At 71.8% G+C, this 16,775-nt stretch carries 14 protein-coding genes and 2 tRNA genes; 5 read left to right on the top strand and 11 right to left on the bottom strand.

Annotation, left to right across the window (positions count from 1 at the left end):
• Positions 1–56 precede the first annotated feature (56 nt).
• The 5 genes from QMO56_RS02125 to selD form a co-directional block, all read right to left on the bottom strand.
• A complete protein-coding gene (locus tag QMO56_RS02125) occupies positions 57–1,076 on the bottom strand; it encodes a hypothetical protein (RefSeq protein WP_283523372.1) in 1,020 nt (339 codons plus the stop codon).
• Positions 1,077–1,103: 27 nt separating this feature from the next.
• Entirely contained in the window at positions 1,104–1,433 is a 330-nt protein-coding gene (locus QMO56_RS02120) for a hypothetical protein (protein ID WP_283523371.1), read from the bottom strand.
• A 186-nt stretch (positions 1,434–1,619) separates the two neighbouring features.
• Positions 1,620–1,994, bottom strand: coding sequence for a hypothetical protein (locus QMO56_RS02115; RefSeq protein WP_283523370.1), 375 nt, complete (start codon positions 1,992–1,994; stop codon positions 1,620–1,622).
• 843 nt (positions 1,995–2,837) lie between these two features.
• Positions 2,838–3,590 carry a hypothetical protein gene (locus QMO56_RS02110; RefSeq protein ID WP_283523369.1) on the bottom strand — a complete coding sequence of 251 codons (753 nt, stop codon included), beginning with the start codon at positions 3,588–3,590 and terminating at the stop codon, positions 2,838–2,840.
• 257 nt (positions 3,591–3,847) lie between these two features.
• Positions 3,848–4,894 carry a selenide, water dikinase SelD gene (selD, locus tag QMO56_RS02105; protein WP_283523368.1) on the bottom strand — a complete coding sequence of 349 codons (1,047 nt, stop codon included), beginning with the start codon at positions 4,892–4,894 and terminating at the stop codon, positions 3,848–3,850.
• Between the two features lie 159 nt (positions 4,895–5,053).
• Between selD and selA the strand changes: the two genes are divergently transcribed.
• The 3 genes from selA to QMO56_RS02090 all read left to right on the top strand — a co-directional run bounded on the left by selA (position 5,054) and on the right by QMO56_RS02090 (position 8,474).
• A complete protein-coding gene (gene selA / locus QMO56_RS02100; protein ID WP_283523367.1) occupies positions 5,054–6,460 on the top strand; it encodes an L-seryl-tRNA(Sec) selenium transferase in 1,407 nt (468 codons plus the stop codon).
• Positions 6,457–8,340: a selenocysteine-specific translation elongation factor gene (gene selB / locus QMO56_RS02095; protein WP_283523366.1), complete on the top strand. Its 1,884-nt coding sequence runs from the start codon at positions 6,457–6,459 to the stop codon at positions 8,338–8,340. The genes selA and selB overlap by 4 nt, the downstream gene beginning before the upstream one ends.
• Positions 8,341–8,381: 41 nt before the next feature.
• A tRNA-Sec gene (locus tag QMO56_RS02090) sits at positions 8,382–8,474 on the top strand.
• 152 nt (positions 8,475–8,626) lie between these two features.
• On the opposite strand, the gene nrfD is transcribed toward QMO56_RS02090, so the two are convergent.
• From nrfD to QMO56_RS02075, 3 genes are read right to left on the bottom strand one after another with little or no spacing between them, the layout of a single operon-like run.
• On the bottom strand, positions 8,627–9,673 hold the full coding sequence (gene nrfD / locus QMO56_RS02085; RefSeq protein ID WP_283523365.1) for an NrfD/PsrC family molybdoenzyme membrane anchor subunit: 1,047 nt from the start codon (positions 9,671–9,673) through the stop codon (positions 8,627–8,629).
• Positions 9,674–9,684: 11 nt separating this feature from the next.
• Positions 9,685–10,581: a 4Fe-4S dicluster domain-containing protein gene (locus tag QMO56_RS02080; RefSeq protein WP_283523364.1), complete on the bottom strand. Its 897-nt coding sequence runs from the start codon at positions 10,579–10,581 to the stop codon at positions 9,685–9,687.
• Positions 10,582–10,592: 11 nt separating this feature from the next.
• Positions 10,593–10,955 (bottom strand): hypothetical protein, encoded by a 363-nt coding sequence (locus tag QMO56_RS02075; RefSeq protein ID WP_283523363.1) that lies wholly within the window; start codon positions 10,953–10,955, stop codon positions 10,593–10,595.
• Positions 10,956–11,129: 174 nt separating this feature from the next.
• On the opposite strand from QMO56_RS02075, the gene QMO56_RS02070 reads away from it, so the two are divergent.
• Positions 11,130–12,050: an NAD(P)-dependent oxidoreductase gene (locus QMO56_RS02070; RefSeq protein WP_283523362.1), complete on the top strand. Its 921-nt coding sequence runs from the start codon at positions 11,130–11,132 to the stop codon at positions 12,048–12,050.
• Between the two features lie 43 nt (positions 12,051–12,093).
• Positions 12,094–12,179, top strand: a tRNA-Leu gene (locus QMO56_RS02065).
• A gap of 355 nt (positions 12,180–12,534) precedes the next feature.
• On the opposite strand, the gene QMO56_RS02060 is transcribed toward QMO56_RS02065, so the two are convergent.
• From QMO56_RS02060 to QMO56_RS02050, 3 genes are all read right to left on the bottom strand, one after another.
• Positions 12,535–13,821, bottom strand: coding sequence for an aldehyde dehydrogenase family protein (locus QMO56_RS02060; protein WP_283523361.1), 1,287 nt, complete (start codon positions 13,819–13,821; stop codon positions 12,535–12,537).
• A 157-nt stretch (positions 13,822–13,978) separates the two neighbouring features.
• Positions 13,979–15,634 carry a squalene/phytoene synthase family protein gene (locus tag QMO56_RS02055; protein WP_283523360.1) on the bottom strand — a complete coding sequence of 552 codons (1,656 nt, stop codon included), beginning with the start codon at positions 15,632–15,634 and terminating at the stop codon, positions 13,979–13,981.
• A complete protein-coding gene (locus tag QMO56_RS02050) occupies positions 15,631–16,749 on the bottom strand; it encodes a glycosyltransferase family 2 protein (RefSeq protein ID WP_283523359.1) in 1,119 nt (372 codons plus the stop codon). The genes QMO56_RS02055 and QMO56_RS02050 overlap by 4 nt, the downstream gene beginning before the upstream one ends.
• Positions 16,750–16,775 lie beyond the last annotated feature (26 nt).

Genomic DNA, 16,775 nt, shown 5'->3' with positions numbered 1-16,775 from the left:
TCGTCAAAACAAACGGCTGGAGCATTTTCCGTGAGCCAGAGCGAACGGAAAATGCTCTAGCGGGCATCGTAGGCGGCGGTGAGCATCGGCTGCGGCTCTTTCGCCTCGTCGCGGGAGGCGGTCATGCGGGCTGCCGTGCATTCCGCGTAGAGCCGCTGCACGGCTGTTGACGCAGCCTCGCAATTCGCGGGATTCGACCTGATGCTGCCCAGGACGGGCCGGGAGGGCCGGGAAGCATCTGCGGGAGCTGTCTGCCTGGAGGGGGCTTCGCGCCTCTCTTCCGGCGCGGCTTCCGGCCTCCGTGTCACCTGCGCCTGGCCTGGCTGGCTGCCGGCCCTGGCCTTGCGGGCCTCAGAGGGGCGGCGGGGGCTGTTCCCGGCCGTGCGGCCGCCGATGCATTCCGGATACAGGCTGATGTCGAGGCCTGGCGTGAGGCAGAAAGCCGGCGCATCCGGGGCCGCTTCGGAACGGAGCCGCGGGTCGCCGTTAACGTGCGGCGCGCGCATCGGCGGTCCGGAGGTGGCCGGCGGCAGGGCGGTCGGCGGCAGCTGCGTGCCCGCGACACCGACCCCGTCTCCGACATAGTTCCCCGACTGGCCGGCGCCGGCGGGGAAGTTGCTGGGCAGGACGGTGGGCCGGCCGCCATCGGAGATGCAGGGCCGCCCAACGCGGACAAAGGCCTCGCGGATGGTGGGGATGGTGCACAGGACTTCCCTGGCGGCGGCCTCATCCCGCAACCCCGACACCAGAACCGCGGCATTGTTACGAGTCTGACATTCCTGATCGATGTTGCTGAAGGCGCCGCCGATCCCGAACAGCGGGGTCGTGGCGCCGAGGGAAACACCGGTCGCGCAGGGATTCAGGCCGTAGATGTTTCCCAGCCCCAGGGATGGAGCCTGGTGCGGCGCCTTCGGAATGCCCTCGTTGATGACCCGCTGGGTGGAAGTCGAGTTCTCGTAGTACTCCTGCCGGAGATTCTGGTTGATCGTCTGGGTATTGGCGTCCTGCGCCAATACGGGTGAGGAAGCGAGGGCGGCAATTGCCGCCCCCACCCCCATGAAGGCTGACGCCTTCATGCTCCGGCCTGCCACGAGGGTCAGACCTTAGCGCACGGTGGCCCAGGAGCCGCCGCTCGTGCTGCTGCCGGCGCTGAAGCCGCCGAAACCAGCAAAGCCGCTGGAGCTGGAACCGCTTGTGGTCCCCGTGCTGGAGTAATTGCCGAGCCAGCCGGAGGTGGCGGTGCTTCCCGTGCTGGTGCCCGCGCTGGACTGGGCGCCGACGATCAGCCCGGCGCCGGAAACCGAACTGCCGGCGCCCGCGCTGGAACTGGCCGAGGCAGCCGGCCCGTAGTGATTATAGCCGCCGGCCATGGCGCTACCGCCGAACAGGCCAAGACCGGCCAGAGCGACACCAGCGAGAAGAAGCTTGTGCATGATCATTTCCCCTTCTGAACTCCACAGCGGGACAGGCCCGCTGCAGCCTCCGATCACCCCGGGAAATCCCGGGATGTTTTAGTCGAGGGCTTGCGCCCCCCGTGTGGTGTCCCTGCATCTTCGTGCTTCGGAAGCGCCACACGCCTCGTGGGCGCCCTGCGGCTGGCGCCGCGGGCACCGAACTCGTCAGGGCAGGCTGGGGCCGGTGACCTTGAAGGTGTACTGGCCGCCATAGGCCGTGGTGAGCGTCGCCGTCGGGCTCGACACGACGCTGCTGCCCACGTTGAAGGAGCCGCCACCCAGGGCCATGCCGATGGAGCGGCTCAGCACCATCGTGCCCGAGCCGGACAGGCTGCCGAAGGGATTGCTGACATTGGTGTTTCCGGAGAAGCCTCCGGAGACGGAGGTGGCGATGCCCATCTGCCCGGGCTTGCCCATGTTGACCTGGGTGGTGCTCACGAACTCGCCGCTGGAGTAGGTGACGCTCGTGCCCGCGCTCTGCGCAAGGGCGGGGCCCGCGGCGGCGAGGCCGAGGGCACAGGTGAACAGGAACCGACGCATGGAGAGCCTCCGATCTGTCGGGGTGCTGGATTTTCTGGAAGCAGGCGTGGAGAGACTGCATCTCCTTGGGATGCGCGCGGCTTGACGCCGGCTCCACCCAAGTCACGCCCAAAGCGTTTCGTTATGGGAACGTTTTGGGCGTGATCTGCCGCTACTCCGGTGGCGAATGGCTCCGGGCCTTCATCGGCTTTCCTCCTCCCTTTTGACGTTTTGTCTCTTCGCCGGAGCTGCCGTTCAGGCGCCCCATTCATGGCGGCGTCGTCCGCGGTGCCGGCGTGGCGCTTTGTCTTTTTCTGTTCTTGTCAGAAACATATTGGCGGTATCGGGGGAGGTCAACAAGAAACCGCTGAATCCTAAGTAAGCCTGGGGTTTTTATTGGAGGTAGCCCTGTTTTGTGTTTGCAGGATATCTGGGGATGCTGAATGCAATCCGCGATCCATGCGGCTGCGGGGACTCGTCATGTGAGTTGAAATAGAAAAAGAAACCCAACCGTTCGGATATATTTCTTTGGCAACTAAGTATAAATCATGTTTCTGGAGCATTCTCCTCAGACGAATTTCTGAAAAATAAATGATTTAGAAGATAGTAAATGAGACGGTCTCGGCTGCCATCGAAGACCGCGTCCGCTCCCCTTCCTGCCCCGAACCGGCGGCGATGCGGCTCGCAGGGCAGGAGGGACCGGGTGCCGGGTGGTTTCGTGCTCCGCGGAAGCGGAACGGCTGCGCCTTCTGCCCCTCATTGCTTCCCGCCGTGCCGGCCTCGCCGCACAGGCCGCGGTATGCGGGCGCCCGGACCCTGTGCGGGAGGATGAGGTGCGCGCCAGGCAGGGTCAGCAGGCAGGGATCAGGCAGAGGCCCCGGGGCGGAGGCGCCGCCGCAGGAGGCGCGCTTGCGCAGCCGCCGCATCGTGCCGCGGCGCAACGTCGTTCAGCACCACACCCTCCACGGCGAGGGAGCGCTCTGCAAGCCGGCGGAGCGCCGCTTGAACGACGCGCCGCGGTGTCGTCGCCCGACGCACCACCGTGACGATCCGATCGGACATTCCGCCCAGGATCAGCGAATCCGCCGACCGCATCACCGGCGCCCCTGTCAGCAGGATGGTGTCGAAGTGCAGGCGGGCATCGTCGAGGAACTGGGCGAATTCGCCGATGCGCTCCGCATCGGGCAGGGCGCCGAAGGCCGGCCGGTCACGCACTGCCACAAGGCAGGGGCGTGCCGCCGCCCCGGCGGCGCCTGCCGGGCCGCTGCCCGATGCGCGCGCATCCAACAGCAGGACGCGCTGACCGGCGGCCAGCAGCGCCTCGGCAAGGGCCTGGCACAGGGTGGACCTGCCCTCGGACGGCACGGCCGAGGTGACCAGCACCACGCGCCCTTCAGTGCCGGCAGCAAGCAGTCCGAGGCGGCTGGCGATACCCTGGACGGCCGTGCTGAACGCCTTCTCGCAGACGGGGGTACCCATGTGGCGGGGCCGCTGTGGCAGGGTGCCGATGCAGCGCAGGCCCGTGGCTGCGGCCAGCTCTGCCGCTGTGGTGAAGCCCTGCGCACCCTGTCCGCGCAGCCCCACAGGCAACAAACCGGCCAGGCGCGTCAGCAGCATCAACGCCCGGCCCTGCCAGGCCTGTCCTGCAGCGTGGCACCTCGCCGGCCAGGAAAGGCTGTCGGAGGGTGCCTGCGGCAGGTCCGGTTCAGGGGAGGGCCAATCCACGCGCGGCATGCCTTCATGCTCATGGGCCGGCCGGTCCAGGGCGGAATACGCCCAAGCTGCAGGTCCGGTGGCATCATGCGGCCCCGGCCCGCTCCGCCAAGCTGCTCTTGTGGATTACTCCCCCTCGGCCATGCGGCCCGCCGCGGCGGTCAGGTCACCGCCACCACCGGCGGCCCGGCCTGCAGGGCGCCGACCTCTGCGGCAAGCGGATGGCCTGCCGCACGGAGCCGCGCCAGCAGGTCCGGCGCCGCCTCGGGCGCCACGGCGATGAGGAGCCCACCGCTGGTCTGCGGATCGCAGAGCATGCCCCGCTGCCAGTCCGGCAGGCCCGCCGGCAGGCGCACCGCATCGCCGTAGCTCGCCCAGTTGCGCGTCGCGGCGCCGGTGCTGAAGCCGGCGCGGGCCAGGTCCCCGGCACCCTCCAGCAGCGGCAGGGCGTCGAGCCGGAGCTGCGCACCGAGGCCGGAGCCGCGGCACATCTCCAGCGCGTGGCCGAGCAGGCCGAAGCCGGTCACGTCGGTTGCCGCGTGCACGCCCGGCAGGTCGGGCAGCGTGGCGCCCACCCGGTTGAGCTGCGTCGTGGAGTCCAGCATCACGCGATAGAGCCGCGGCTCGAGCGCGCCCTTCTTCAGCGCGGCGCTGAAGATGCCGATGCCCAGCCCTTTGGTCAGGATCAGCCGGTCCCCCGCGCGGGCGCCGCTGTTGCGCAGGAGGCGGTCGGGCCGCACCAGGCCGAGCGCCACCAGTCCGTAGATCGGCTCCGGGCTGTCGATCGAGTGACCGCCGGCCACCGGGATGCCGGCCTCGGCGCAGACTGCGGCGCCGCCGGCCAGGATGCGGCGCACCACCTCGGGCGACAGCTTGCCGAGCGGCATGCCGAGGATCGCCAGCGCCAGGATCGGCGTGCCGCCCATCGCGTAGACGTCGGAAAGCGCGTTCGTCGCGGCGATGCGGCCGAAGTCGTGCGGGTCGTCCACCACGGGCGTGAAGAAGTCGGTGGTCGCCACCAGCGCCTGCGTGTCGTTCAGGCGATAGACGGCGGCATCGTCGCCCGTCTCGGTGCCGACCAGCAGATCGGGGAAGGCGCGGGCCGCCGGCATTTCCGCCAGCAGGGACTGCAGCACCGAGGGCGCCAGCTTGCAGCCGCATCCACCGCCATGGGCGAGCGCGGTGAGGGGGGGCTCGACATCGGCCATGATTCTTGTCCTCTAGAGCAGATCCCGTTCCGATGGCATCATCGGAACGGGTGAAGATGCTCGTCAAAACAAACGGCTGGAGCGTTTTCCATGAGCCGGGGCGAACGGAAAGCGCTCTGGCGGCTCGGTGCGTGTTGGCCAGGATTACGGGACGGCAGGGTGAGCAGGGAAGCGAAGCAGGACGAGAATAAAGCTGCCACCCACGGGTTTCGCGCGCTGCCGCAGGTGCAGCGGCTGCTGGAGATGCCGGATGCGGAGCCGCTGATTCGGGCGTTCTCGCGCCCGGCGCTGACGGCGGCGCTGCGCGCCACGCTCGATCACATCCGCGCGACATTGCGCGAGGCCGCGGCGGAGATCCCCGCTCCGGAGGCGCTGCTGGAGCGCGCGGGGGCCGTGTTGCGGGCCGGGCAGCGCCCCGTGCTGCGGCGCGCCATCAATGCGACGGGCATCGTGCTGCACACCAATCTCGGCCGCGCACCGCTGGCGCCGGAGGCGGTGGAGGCGGCCGCCGAGGCGGCGCGCGGCTACTCCAATTTGGAATTCGATCTCGCGGCCGGTGCGCGCGGTTCCCGCACGCAGGGCATCGAGCCGCTGCTGCGCCAGCTCACCGGCGCCGAGGCGGGGCTCGCGGTCAACAACAACGCCGCCGCCGTGCTGCTGGCCCTGAGCGGCCTGGCGGCCGGCGGCGAGGTCATCGTCTCGCGCGGGGAGCTGGTCGAGATCGGTGGCGGCTTCCGCATCCCGGACGTCATCCGCCAGGGCGGCGCGCGGCTGGTGGAGGTCGGCAGCACCAACAGGACGCGCCTCGCCGACTACCGCGCCGCCATCACCGCCGAGACGCGCGTGCTGCTGAAGGTGCATCGCAGCAACTTCCGCATCCTCGGCTTCAGTGCGGAGACCGGTGTCGGCGAGCTGGCCGGGCTGGCGCGCGAGCACGGGCTGCTGGTGATGGAGGATCTCGGCAGCGGCACGCTGGCCGACCTGCGCCCGCTCGGCCATGCCCATGAGCCGACCGTGCCGGAATGCCTCGCGGCGGGTGCCGACCTCGTGGCCTTCAGCGGCGACAAGCTGCTCGGCGGCCCGCAGGCGGGCGTGCTGGTCGGCCGCCGTGCGGCGATCGATCCCTTGCGCCGTCACCCGCTGCTGCGCGCGGTGCGGCTGGACAAGATGACGCTCGCCGCGCTGGAGGCGACGCTGCGCCTGCACCGCGACGCACCGCAGCGCCTGCCGGTGCTGCGGATGCTCGGGCAGACGGAGGCCGAACTGCGCGCGCGGGCGGACCGGCTGGCCACCCTGCTGGAGGGGCTGGCGGAAACCAAGGTGGTGGCGAGCGAGGGCCATGCCGGCGGCGGCGCGCTGCCGGGCGAGGGGGTGGCCAGCCAGGCCGTCAGCCTTGCCGTCCCCGGCCTCCCGGCGGAGGAGCTGGCGCGGCGCCTGCGGCTGCACCAGCCGGCGGTGATCGGCCGCATCGCCGGCGGGCGGGTGCTGCTGGACATGCTCGCCGTCAGCGAGGACGAGCTGCCGGAGATCGCCGAGGCCGTCCGCCAGGCGAGAGAGCCGGCATGAACCGCCTGCTGCTCGGCGCCATCGGCCATGTGGACCACGGCAAGACCGCCCTGGTGCGCGCCCTGACCGGCATGGACACCGACCGCCTGCCCGAGGAGAAGCGGCGCGGCATCTCGATCGCGCTGGGCTTCGCGCATTTCACGCTGGGCGACGCGCCGGGCAGGGTGGTGGACATCATCGACATGCCCGGTCACGAGCGCTTCGTGCGCACCATGGTCTCCGGCGCCACCGGCATCAACGCGGTGCTGCTGGTGGTGGCGGCGAACGAGGGCATCAAGCCGCAGACCGTCGAGCATGTGGACATCGCCGCGCTGCTCGGGCTGCGTCGTGCCGTGATCGCCATCAGCAAGACCGACCTGGTCACGCCGGCGGAGGCGGAGGCCGCGGCGCGGGAGGCTGCGGCCCTTGCGGCGCGCGCCGGCTTCCAGGGGCCGCCGCCCGTGCTCACCGCCGCCACCGTCGGGGAGGGCATCGCGGCCCTGAAGGAAGCGGTCGGCGCCGTGCTGCGGGATGCCGGGCCGGCCGCGGCCGGCGGCGTGCCCTACCTGCCGATCGACCGCGCCTTCAGCATCGCCGGGCATGGCACGGTGGTGACGGGCACGCTGCGGGGAGGGCCGCTCGCGGCCGGAGACGAGATCGAGCTGGTGCCCGCCGGGCCGGAGCTGCGGGTGCGGAGCCTGCAGGTGCATGGCGCGAAGGTGACGCTGGCGCAGCCCGGCCAGCGCGTGGCGGTGAACCTGCGCGGCATCGAGGCGGCGCAGGTGCCGCGGGGTGCCGCCCTGGCGGCCCGGGGCGCGCTGCCGCCCTCCGAATGGCTGAGCGTCACGCTGCGGGCGGTGGCGGATGCGCCGCCGCTGCGCAACACTGCCCGGCTGCGCCTGCTGCTCGGCACGCAGGAGGTGGAGGCCCGCTTGCGCCTGCTGGACCGTGAGGTCCTGGAACCCGGCGAGACGTCCCTGGCGCAACTGCGCTGCGCCATGCCCGTCGCGGTGCCGGCGCGGGAGCATTTCGTGCTGCGTCTCGCCTCGCCGGCGCGGACGGTGGCGGGCGGCCGCGTCCTTGACGCGGAAACGGCGCGGCTTCGGCGCCACGCGCCGGCGGTGCTGGAGCATCTTGCGGCCCTGGCCTCCGCCGGGCCGGCAGAGGTGGTGGCGCGCGAGATCACGCAGGCCGGGGCCGCCGGCGTCGCGCTGCAGCGCCTGGCGCGTCTGGCCGGGCTGGCGCCGGCGCGGCTGGGGGAAGTCCTCCAGGAACTGCCGGTCATCGTCACCCGTGGCCGGGCCGCGGTGGCGCGTGCGGCGTTCGAGGCGCTCCTCGCGCAGTTGCCCGCGCGCCTCGCGGCGCATCCCGAGGGTCTGCCGCGCGACAAGCTGCCGGCGCTCCTGCCGGAGGCGGGGACGCCTGTGCTGGACGAGGCGGTGACGCGCCTCGTCGCGGACGGCGCGCTGCGGCAGGAGGGCGGCGCGGTGCGGGTTCCGCGCCCGGCGCAGGAGCAGGCGCGCGCGCAGCAGGAGGCCGCGCTGGCGGCGAAGCTGGCGGAAGCCTTGCGCCAGGGTGGCCTGAGCCCTCCCGATGCCAGTGTCGTGGCACCCGGACCGCAGGCGCGGCGTCTGCTGGAGAAGCTGGTGCGCGCCGGCATCCTCGTGCGCACGCATGACCGCGTGCAGAAGCGCGACGTGCTGTTCCACCGTGACGCGATCGCGGCGGCGCAGCGCATCCTGGCGCCGCGGCTGTCCCAGTCGCCCGGCCTGCTGGTGAAGGAAGCCGGTGCGGCGCTCGGCATCTCGCGCAAATACAGTGTGCCGCTGCTCGAACATCTCGATGCCATTCACTTCACGCGCCGTGTCGGCGATCACCGCGTGCTGGCGCATCCGGACTGAGCGGGTGGCGGCCCGGCGCGAGGCGTTGTAGGGAAAGGGATGGAGGCGATCGGGGTCTGGTGGCCCTCCTGGTCTTCAAAACCAGTGGCCCGTTCAGAGCGGGTGGTGGGTTCGATTCCCATCCGCCTCCGCCAGCAGAAAAAGGACTGGGGGAATGAATTCCCCCGCTCAAACCTGCAGGTTTGACCCATCTTCTTTTTGCCAGTTTGGGACCGCGCTTCCCGCCTGTGCGGGAAACCCGAAGAAAGAAGAAGGGGGTCTGGGGGAATTCATTCCCCCGGCCTTTCTACCGCCGGAACCAGCGCGAACGCCGCTTCGGCAGGTTCTGCGGCCGGGTGAAGCGGAAGCTGACATCCGGCCGGTTCGCCGATTCATCGCCCGCCGCCATGATGGAGACGCGCAGCATGGCGCTGCCGGCCAGTGTGGCGAGGCCGGCCAGGGTGGACAGCGCCGGCGAGCGCCCGCGCGCCAGCGAGGCGGTGTAGAGCCCCATCGGCAGCAGCGTGCCCAGGCCGGTTGCGCCCAGTTTCTCCAGCTTGCCCCACTCGCCTTCGAGCGCCGGCGCGACGCCGGTCTTCCGGTAGGTGTTGTGCGAGACGCAGGTGGCGGCAAGATCCGCCGCGAGGGCCAGCAGCGCCACCTTGTCCAGCGCGCGCCCCACCCGCCCGGTATCGCCCATGGACAGCGCCGCCGCGCCGGCCGCGAGGGAGGAACTGCCGAAGCGCACCGCCATGCTCTGCGGCGCGGCCGCCCAGAGCGGCGTGGAGGTCGCGGAGAGCAGGGCGGCGGTGTAGGTCGTCATGCCCGCCCCCGTCACGGCCGCGGGGATCTGGGCGGCGCGCGCGGTGCGGCGCAGGAAGGGGAGGCGCGGCAGCCAGCGCGACGCGGCCGAGGCCGCCGTGCCCAGCATCGAGAAGGCGCTGAAGCTCATCAGGATCCAGGTGCCGATGGACATCGGCGAGGTGGGCTTGGCGACGCGCAGCATGTTGTAGAAGCGCTGTGGCGTGTGGAGGTCGTAGATCAGCAGCCCCGCGCCGAGGGTCGGCGCCAGCATGGAGAGGGCGCGCCCGCGTCGCACGGTGGGTGCCGCCTCCGGGCCGCGCGTGCGGTCGGCCACGGCGCCGAGCAGCGCCGCCGCGCCCGCGAGCCCGCCGAGGAAGATGTAGCCGCCGACCACCCAGTTGTTGAAGGGCGCCGCCTTGAGCTGGGGGCGGCCGTAATAGGTCGGGCCGTCCCACTGCGCGCTCTGGCCCGGCGCCGAGGCCTGCGAGGCGCTGCGGGGCGGGGCCGGCGGGTCCTGCGGGCCAAGTTCGGTGGCGAGGCGCTCGGACATCGGGGCTCTCCTCAGTCGCGGCCGGAAAAGATGGCGAAGGCGGCGAGCGCCAGCCCGGCCACGGCGGTAAGTCCGGCGCCCAGGCTGGATGGCACGCGGTTGGCGGCGCGCGTGGGGGCGGTCGGAAGATTGTAGGTTTCCGGCCGCTCGGTCAGCAGGAAGAAGGCGTTGAGGTGGCCGAGGTCACCGGTCGCGCCCGGGCTGCCCGGCGCACCGTAGAGATAGGCATTGCCGGCGCCCAGCTCATGCAACTGCGCGACGCGCTTTTCCGCGCGTTCCTGCAACTCCTCCAGCTCGCCGAACTGGATGCTGTCGGTCGGGCAGGACTTGGCGCAGGCCGGCTCCAGGCCGCCCTTCAGCCGGTCGTAACAGAGAGTGCACTTGTGGGCCTTGCCGTCCAGCTCGCTGAGATCGACGACGCCGAAGGGGCAGGCGGGCACGCAGTAGCCGCAGCCATTGCAGATGTCCTGCTGCACCACGACGGTGTCGAACTCGGTGCGGAACAGCGCGCCGGTCGGGCAGGCTTCGAGACAGGGCGCGTTGTGGCAGTGCTTGCACACGTCGCTCATCATCAGCCAGCCGCTCTGGAAGGGCGACTGCGCGTTCTCGCGTACGCCGCAGGCGCCCGCCTGCTCGATGAAGTTCACATGCCGCCAGGAATTGGCCGAGAGCGCGCCGGTATTGTCGTAGCTATGCCCGGTGATGCCGACATTGTCGGCCGGCAGGTTGTTCCATTCCTTGCAGGCCACCTCGCAGGCCTTGCAGCCGATGCAGAGCGTGGTGTCGGTGAAGAAGCCGTAGGACTTTCCGGGCTCGATGCGCACACCCGCGGTCAGCTCGGCTTCGTTCGGGATCACCTTGTCGAGGCGGGACTGCGGCTCTTCCGAGGCGCGAGGGTGCATGTCCATGGCGGATCTCCTCAGGCAGCCGGCATGTCGGCGCGTTCCAGCGAATGCGCGACGAGGGCGATCAGGTTCCTTGCCGCCGTGTAATGCACGCGCACCCGCGCCTGCCGGTGCTGCAGCGGCGGAAGCTGCTCCGGTTCCAGAGCGGCATCGTGGCTGAGAAGAAAGAGGTGCGAGACACCGCCATCATCGGTGAGCTGGAAGCGCCCTTCCTGCACGATGGTCACGACGCCTTCCATGGTCTTCATCGCGAGCGGCCCGGAGAGTTGCATGCGCAGGAAGGAAACCTGTGCGGCGCGCGAAGTTGCATGGGGCCGGCGCTCCGGCACGAGGCGGCCGCCGGCCGGGTGTGGCAGCAGCGCCGGGAGCGTGGCCATGTCGCCTGCGGGCGGGTGATTGCGCCGCACAACCTGCTGCGGGCCGCCCTGGTGAACGCAGGTGCCGGGGCGAGCCTCAGCAGGGTGCTCGGCAGCTACTTCCCCCGCGGCGGCCCACCCTGGACGAACCGCCTCCGCCCGCTACCATGCCGGCTCGATCGGAGGAGGGAATTCATGCGCGCCAATTTCGTGGATGCCGGGGAAGCACTGGCGAAGGTGATGCAGCGGCTGCGGCGGCAGGATGACCTGCCCGTCACCGTCAATGTCCAGCCCGACGTGACGCCGGATGAGCTGCCCGGCCACCTGGCGGGGCATGGCATCGCCATCATCGACCACACGGCGCTGCCCACCGCCATCGCGAAGCGGATCCCCAGCCTGAAGCACGTCGTCTTCCTCGGCACCGGCGCGCGGTCCTACATGAATCCGGAGGAACTGGCGGCCGAATGCGGCATCCAGGTCCACATCATCAAGGGCTATGGCGACACCGCCGTGGCCGAGATGGCCTTCACCCTGATGTGGACGGCCGCCAAGGGCATCGCCCGCATGGACCGCGAGATGCGCGCCGGCAACTGGGTGCGCACCGATGGCGTGGAACTGACCGGAAAGACGGTCGGACTGCTCGGCTATGGCGGGATCGCCGGCGAGATGGCACGGCTCTGCCGCGGCGCGGGGATGAAGGTGCTGGCCTGGAACCGCTCACCGAAATCCGCCGAGGGCGTGGAGTTCGTCGCGCTGGACCGGCTGCTGGCGGAAAGCGATGTGCTCTCCGTCCACCTGCTGCTGAACGACGAGACGCGCGGCTTCCTCTCGGCCGAGCGGCTGGCGAAGATGAAGTCCTCGGCCATCCTGGTGAACACCGCGCGCGGCGCGGTGGTGGATGAGGCGGCGATGATCGCGGCGCTGCGCGAGGGGCGGCTGGCCCATGCCGCGCTGGACGTGTTCAATGTGGAGCCGCTGCCGGCGGATCACCCGCTGACGACGCTGCCGAACGTCACGCTCTCGGCGCATTCGGCCTTCCGCACGCCGGAGGCGAGCGACAACCTGATCGAGGCGGCGTTGAATCACTGCCGCCGGATCGCGGCGGAAGCCGGCTGACCCTTTTGCCCGCCCTGCCGCTGTGGCAGGAGAGGCTGGCGGCGCGGACGTGGCGAAACGGTAGACGCAGCAGACTTAAAATCTGCTTCCCCTCGGGGAGTGCGGGTTCGAAACCCGCCGTCCGCACCAGCGCCGCCCGGCCCCTGGCCGGGTGGCATGGTGCGCTGCGCGGCTGGTGGCCGCGGCCGGCTCAGTCCGCCAGATGGAAGCGGCCGAACTCCGGCATGTCACGCTCGATGACCGAGCGGGCAAACAGTCCACCCCCAACCAGGGCGGCGACAACAGTGACAAAGAGAAAAGCGGACATGGGTAAACCCCTTGATCCTTTAGGTCCGCCGCAATGCTGCGGCTGCGAAGAAGAATATAGGCAGCCAATCCTTACCTAAGTGTTGCGTTTTTCGCGGGTGCAGCACGGAAGGGCGCATGGCTTCCCTGTCATGTGCGCGGTGCAGGGCTCACTGGAATGCGAGCGGCGGGCCCTTGCTCAGCGCACCAGGCGGCGGGCCAGTTGCGTGGCCTTCCCGCTGCGTGGCGGGTCCAGCAGGCGGGAAAGCGCGAAGGGTCCGTGCCGCACCCGGGCGCGCCAGTCGCTGAAGGCGGCGAAACCCGCGAAGCCGTGGTAGCGCCCGAAGCCCGAGGCGCCGACGCCGCCGAAGGGCAGGGGGGTGAAGGCGGCGTGCTCGACGCAGCGGTCCTCCACCAGCGCGCCGGCGCGGGTCTGCGCCGCCACTCCCGCCGCCTCCGCACGGCGGGCGCCGAACAGGTAGATCGCCAGCGGGGCCGGCCGTGCCCGCACCCAGCCGATCGCTGCCGCCAGGTCCTCCACCGCCCGCACCGCAAGGGAAGGGCCGAAGATCTCGCCATCCTCCCGGTCCTCCACCAGAATGATGCCGCCGGGCAGCCGCTCGCCCCCCTCCGCCAGCGCCGCCTGCCGCGCCTGTTGCCGGGGCAGCACGGCGCTGTCCACCGGCGGGGCGCAGGCTCGGCAGGCGGCGGCGAAGGCTTCCGTGCTGTGGCCGACCAGCAGCACGGTGTCGGGCGCCACGCAGGTCTGCCCGGCATTCACCGCCTTGCCCGCCAGGATGGCCTGTGCCGCCCGCCGCAGATCCGCCCCCGGCAGCACGAGGGCCGGGCACTTACCGCCCAGCTCCAGGGTGAGCGGCGTCAGGTTCCCGGCGGCGGCCCGCATCACCGCCCGCCCGGTTTCCGTGCCGCCGGTGAAGACCAGATGGTCCCAGGGTTGCGCGGCGAAGTCGGCGGCCACGGCGGCGTCGCCGGTCACGACGCGGGCCACCGATGGGCCGAGCGCATCGCCGACCACTTCGGCCAGCAGGGCGGCGGTGCGCGGGGTGTGCTCGCTCGGCTTCAGCGCCACGCGGTTGCCGGCGGCCAGCGCCTCCGCCAGCGGCCAGAGCCCGAGCTGGATCGGGTAGTTCCAGGGCGCCATCACGCCCACCACGCCCTTCGGTACCGGTTCCATCCAGGCCAGGCTGGGCTGGAAGGGGAAGGGGGCCAGCACCGGCCGCGGGCGCGTCCACCACCACAGCCAGCGCCGTGCCCGGCGTGCCGCCTGCGCCACCAGCAGCACGTCCGCCAGCAGCGTCTCCACCGCCGAGCGGCCGCCATAGTCGGCATCCGCCGCCGCGACGAAATCCTCGGCCCGGCGGACCACGCCGCGCGCGAGCGAGGCCAACAAGGCCCGCCGCTCGCGCAGGGCGAGGCGGGTTTCCTCGGCGCGCAGGGCGGCCAGGGCGGCGGCGGGATCGCTCATGGCGCGAAAAGGCCGGGGGAAAGAATCCCCCCGGTCCAACCTGCAGGTTTGACCCCTCTTCTTCCTGTCAGCTTGGCGCTGCGCGCGTCACCCACACGGGAAACCGACAGAAAAAAGAAGGGGGCCTGGGGGAATTCATTCCCCCAGCCTTGCTTCCTCACGAGGCGCCTCGCCAGAGCAGCCGCAGCTTCTCGCTCCGGCTCAGCCGGACCCGCTGCCGGGGCGGCCGGAAGCCCTGCCGCCGCATCTTCGCCAACAGCAGCGCATAGCCCTGCAGCATGATGCGCGCGGGCTTCAGCGCGGCGTGGCAGTGCGGCGGCGGCAAGGCCTGCGCGGCCGCGAACGCCGCCTCCGCCCGCTCGGCCAGCCGTTCCGCAACCCGCGCCAGCCTTGGGTCGGTGACGAGCGCCGCCGCCGGCAGCTCCGCCAGCCCTTCCGCTGCCAGCCCTTCCGCTGCCAGCCAGTCCTGCGGCAGGTAGATACGGTTCCGGGACGCGTCCTCGTCGATGTCGCGCAGCACGTTCACGAGCTGGAAGGCATGGCCGAGCGCCAGGCCGAAGGGTTCCGCTTCCGGGGCGCCGAAGATGCGCACCGCCAGCGCTCCCACGCTGCCCGCCACCTGCCGGCAATAGGCCTCCAGCGCCGGCTCGTCGGCGATGCGGCGTGAAGGCCCGGCATCGGCCTCCATGCCGGCGATCATCGCCTCGCATTCGCTGCGCGGCAGGCTGAATTCCGCCCGCGCCCAGGCCAGCTCGCGCGAGAGGGCGCAGTCCGGCGCATCCAGCTTGCGCCGCCACGCCGCGAGGGTGCGGCGCTTCTCGGCCTCGGGCATGGTGCCGTCGGCGATATCGTCCACCGCCCGGCAGAAGGCATAGACGGCGTAGAGCGCCCGGCGACGCTCGCCCCGCAGCGCCGCCATGCCGCGCGCGAAGGAGGAGCGCGCCCGCAGCACCCGTGCCCGCACCACCGCGGCATCCGGCCCGCCGCGCCGGGGGGCGGCCAGCAGGGCGCCGGCGAAATCGGTGCGGGCCAGGGCGACGCGTCGCGCCACCGGGTCCGCCCCGCGCAGCCGCGCCAGGAGGCGACGCGCCAGATCCAGCGTCACCGCGGATTCCAGCGCCATGCGGCGGCTGCGCAGGCGGCGCGGCAGGCTGGCGGCCCGCTCCAGCAGCGCCTCGACGCGGTCCAGCGCCGTCTCCAGCAGCGGCGCGCGGGCGGCGGGATCGGCGAAGAAGCGCGCCTCGCCACCGGCCAGCGCGAGCCAGTCCTGCGGCAGATAGACGCGGTCCAGCTTGGCGCGGTCCTCGGCGGCGTCCTGCAGATGGTTCAGGATCTGCAGCGCGGTGCAGAGCGCGTCGGCCGCCACCAGGGCCTCGGCGTCCGCCTCGCCGTGCAGGCGCAGCAGCAGGCGGCCGACCGGCACGGCGGAATTGGCGCAGTAGCCTTCCAGCGCCGCCCAGTCGGCGTAGCGCGACTGCACGGCATCCTGCCGGAAGGCGATCAGCATCTGGCGCGCCTCCACCAGCCCCGCGCCGCTCTCCCGCAGCGCACGGGCGACGGCGATCGCGCTGGCGGGATCGTCCAGCGCCGCCTCCAGCCGGCCGAGCCGGGCCAGCTTCTCGGCGGAGGAAAGCGCGGGGTGGTCGGCGATGTCGTCGGCGGCGCGGACGAAGCCGTAGAAGGCCAGCACCTTGCCGCGCTGGGCGGGGGCGAGCAGCCAGGAGGCCACCGGGAAGTTCTCGGACTCGGGGCCGCGCGTCGGCGGGCCGGCCAGCACCTCGCCGGGCGGCAGGATGGGGTCCGCCGCGCTCATGCCGGGCCCCTCCGCGAGTCGCCATAGGCTCGGCCCTTCCAGGCCGGCCGGGCGCCCAGAAAGCCGCCGAGCAGCGCCGTCCACTGGATCGCCAGCGCCACCGCCACCGTGGCGGGGTGCAGCGGCACGCTCCACCAGCGCTCCCGCATCCGCCAGGTGATCGCGCCGCGCAGCCCCAGCGAGAGCAGCACCGCCAGCACCGCCGCCGGATGCGGCAGCAGCAGCCAGGGCAGCAGATGGCCGCCGCCGAGCAGCAGGGTCCAGACCGGCAGGCCGCGCGGCGTCGCCATGCCTTCGCGGGCATTCTTCACGAAGCCGGCCCAGGCCTCGCGGAAGCCGGAATACATGCGGCAGATGGCGAGCCGGCTGCCATCCACCACCTCGGTACGGAAGCCCTGTTCCCGCAGGCGACGGGCCAGGGCGAGGCCCTCGTGCAGGATGCCGGGCGCGGCCGCGTGGCCGCCGGTCCGCCGATAGGCATTGGCCTCCACCAGCATGAGCTGGCCGCAGGCGGCGGCGAGGGAGGGCTGGCGTGTCTCGGCCCGGCCACCGCCGGGCAGATAGCCCAGCATGAGGAAATTGATGGCCGGCACCGTCAGCCCTTCGCCCAGGCTGCCCAGCACCTGCTTCGGCACGCCGGTGACGAGCGCCAGCTCGTGGTCCTCGGCATGGGCGGCCATGGCGGCGGCCGCATGGGGCTGCAGCCGGACATCGGCGTCGATGAACAGCAGGTGGGTGCCGCGCGCGGCCCCGGCAAGGCGCGCGCAGGCATGCACCTTGCCTGTCCAGCCCGGCGGCAGGGGCGGGGCGGTGAGCAGGCCAAGCCGCTCGTCCTCCGCCGCCAGCGCGGCGACGATGGCGCCCGTGCCGTCGCGGCTGCCGTCATCCATCACCACCACCTCGACGGACACGTCGCGGCTGGCCAGGGCGGCGCGCAGGCAGGGCTCGATATTGGCGGCCTCGTCGCGCGCCGGGATCAGGATGGAGACCAGCGTCGGCTCGGGTGGCCTGCCGCGCGCCCGTGGCAGGCGGCGCAGGTTGTTCGTCCCCAGCGCCACAGGCAGGGTGGCCAGTGCCAGCGCTCCCCAGGGAAGGAGATCGCCCAGGAGGCTCACGGCACAGGCCTCCCGGCTTCGCCGGC

Source organism: Roseomonas sp. E05, assembly GCF_030063475.1.
In the GTDB taxonomy this organism is placed as follows: domain Bacteria; phylum Pseudomonadota; class Alphaproteobacteria; order Acetobacterales; family Acetobacteraceae; genus Pseudoroseomonas.
The sequence above is the reverse complement of the archived record's forward strand: the minus strand, read 5'-3'. Positions and strand labels throughout refer to the sequence as shown.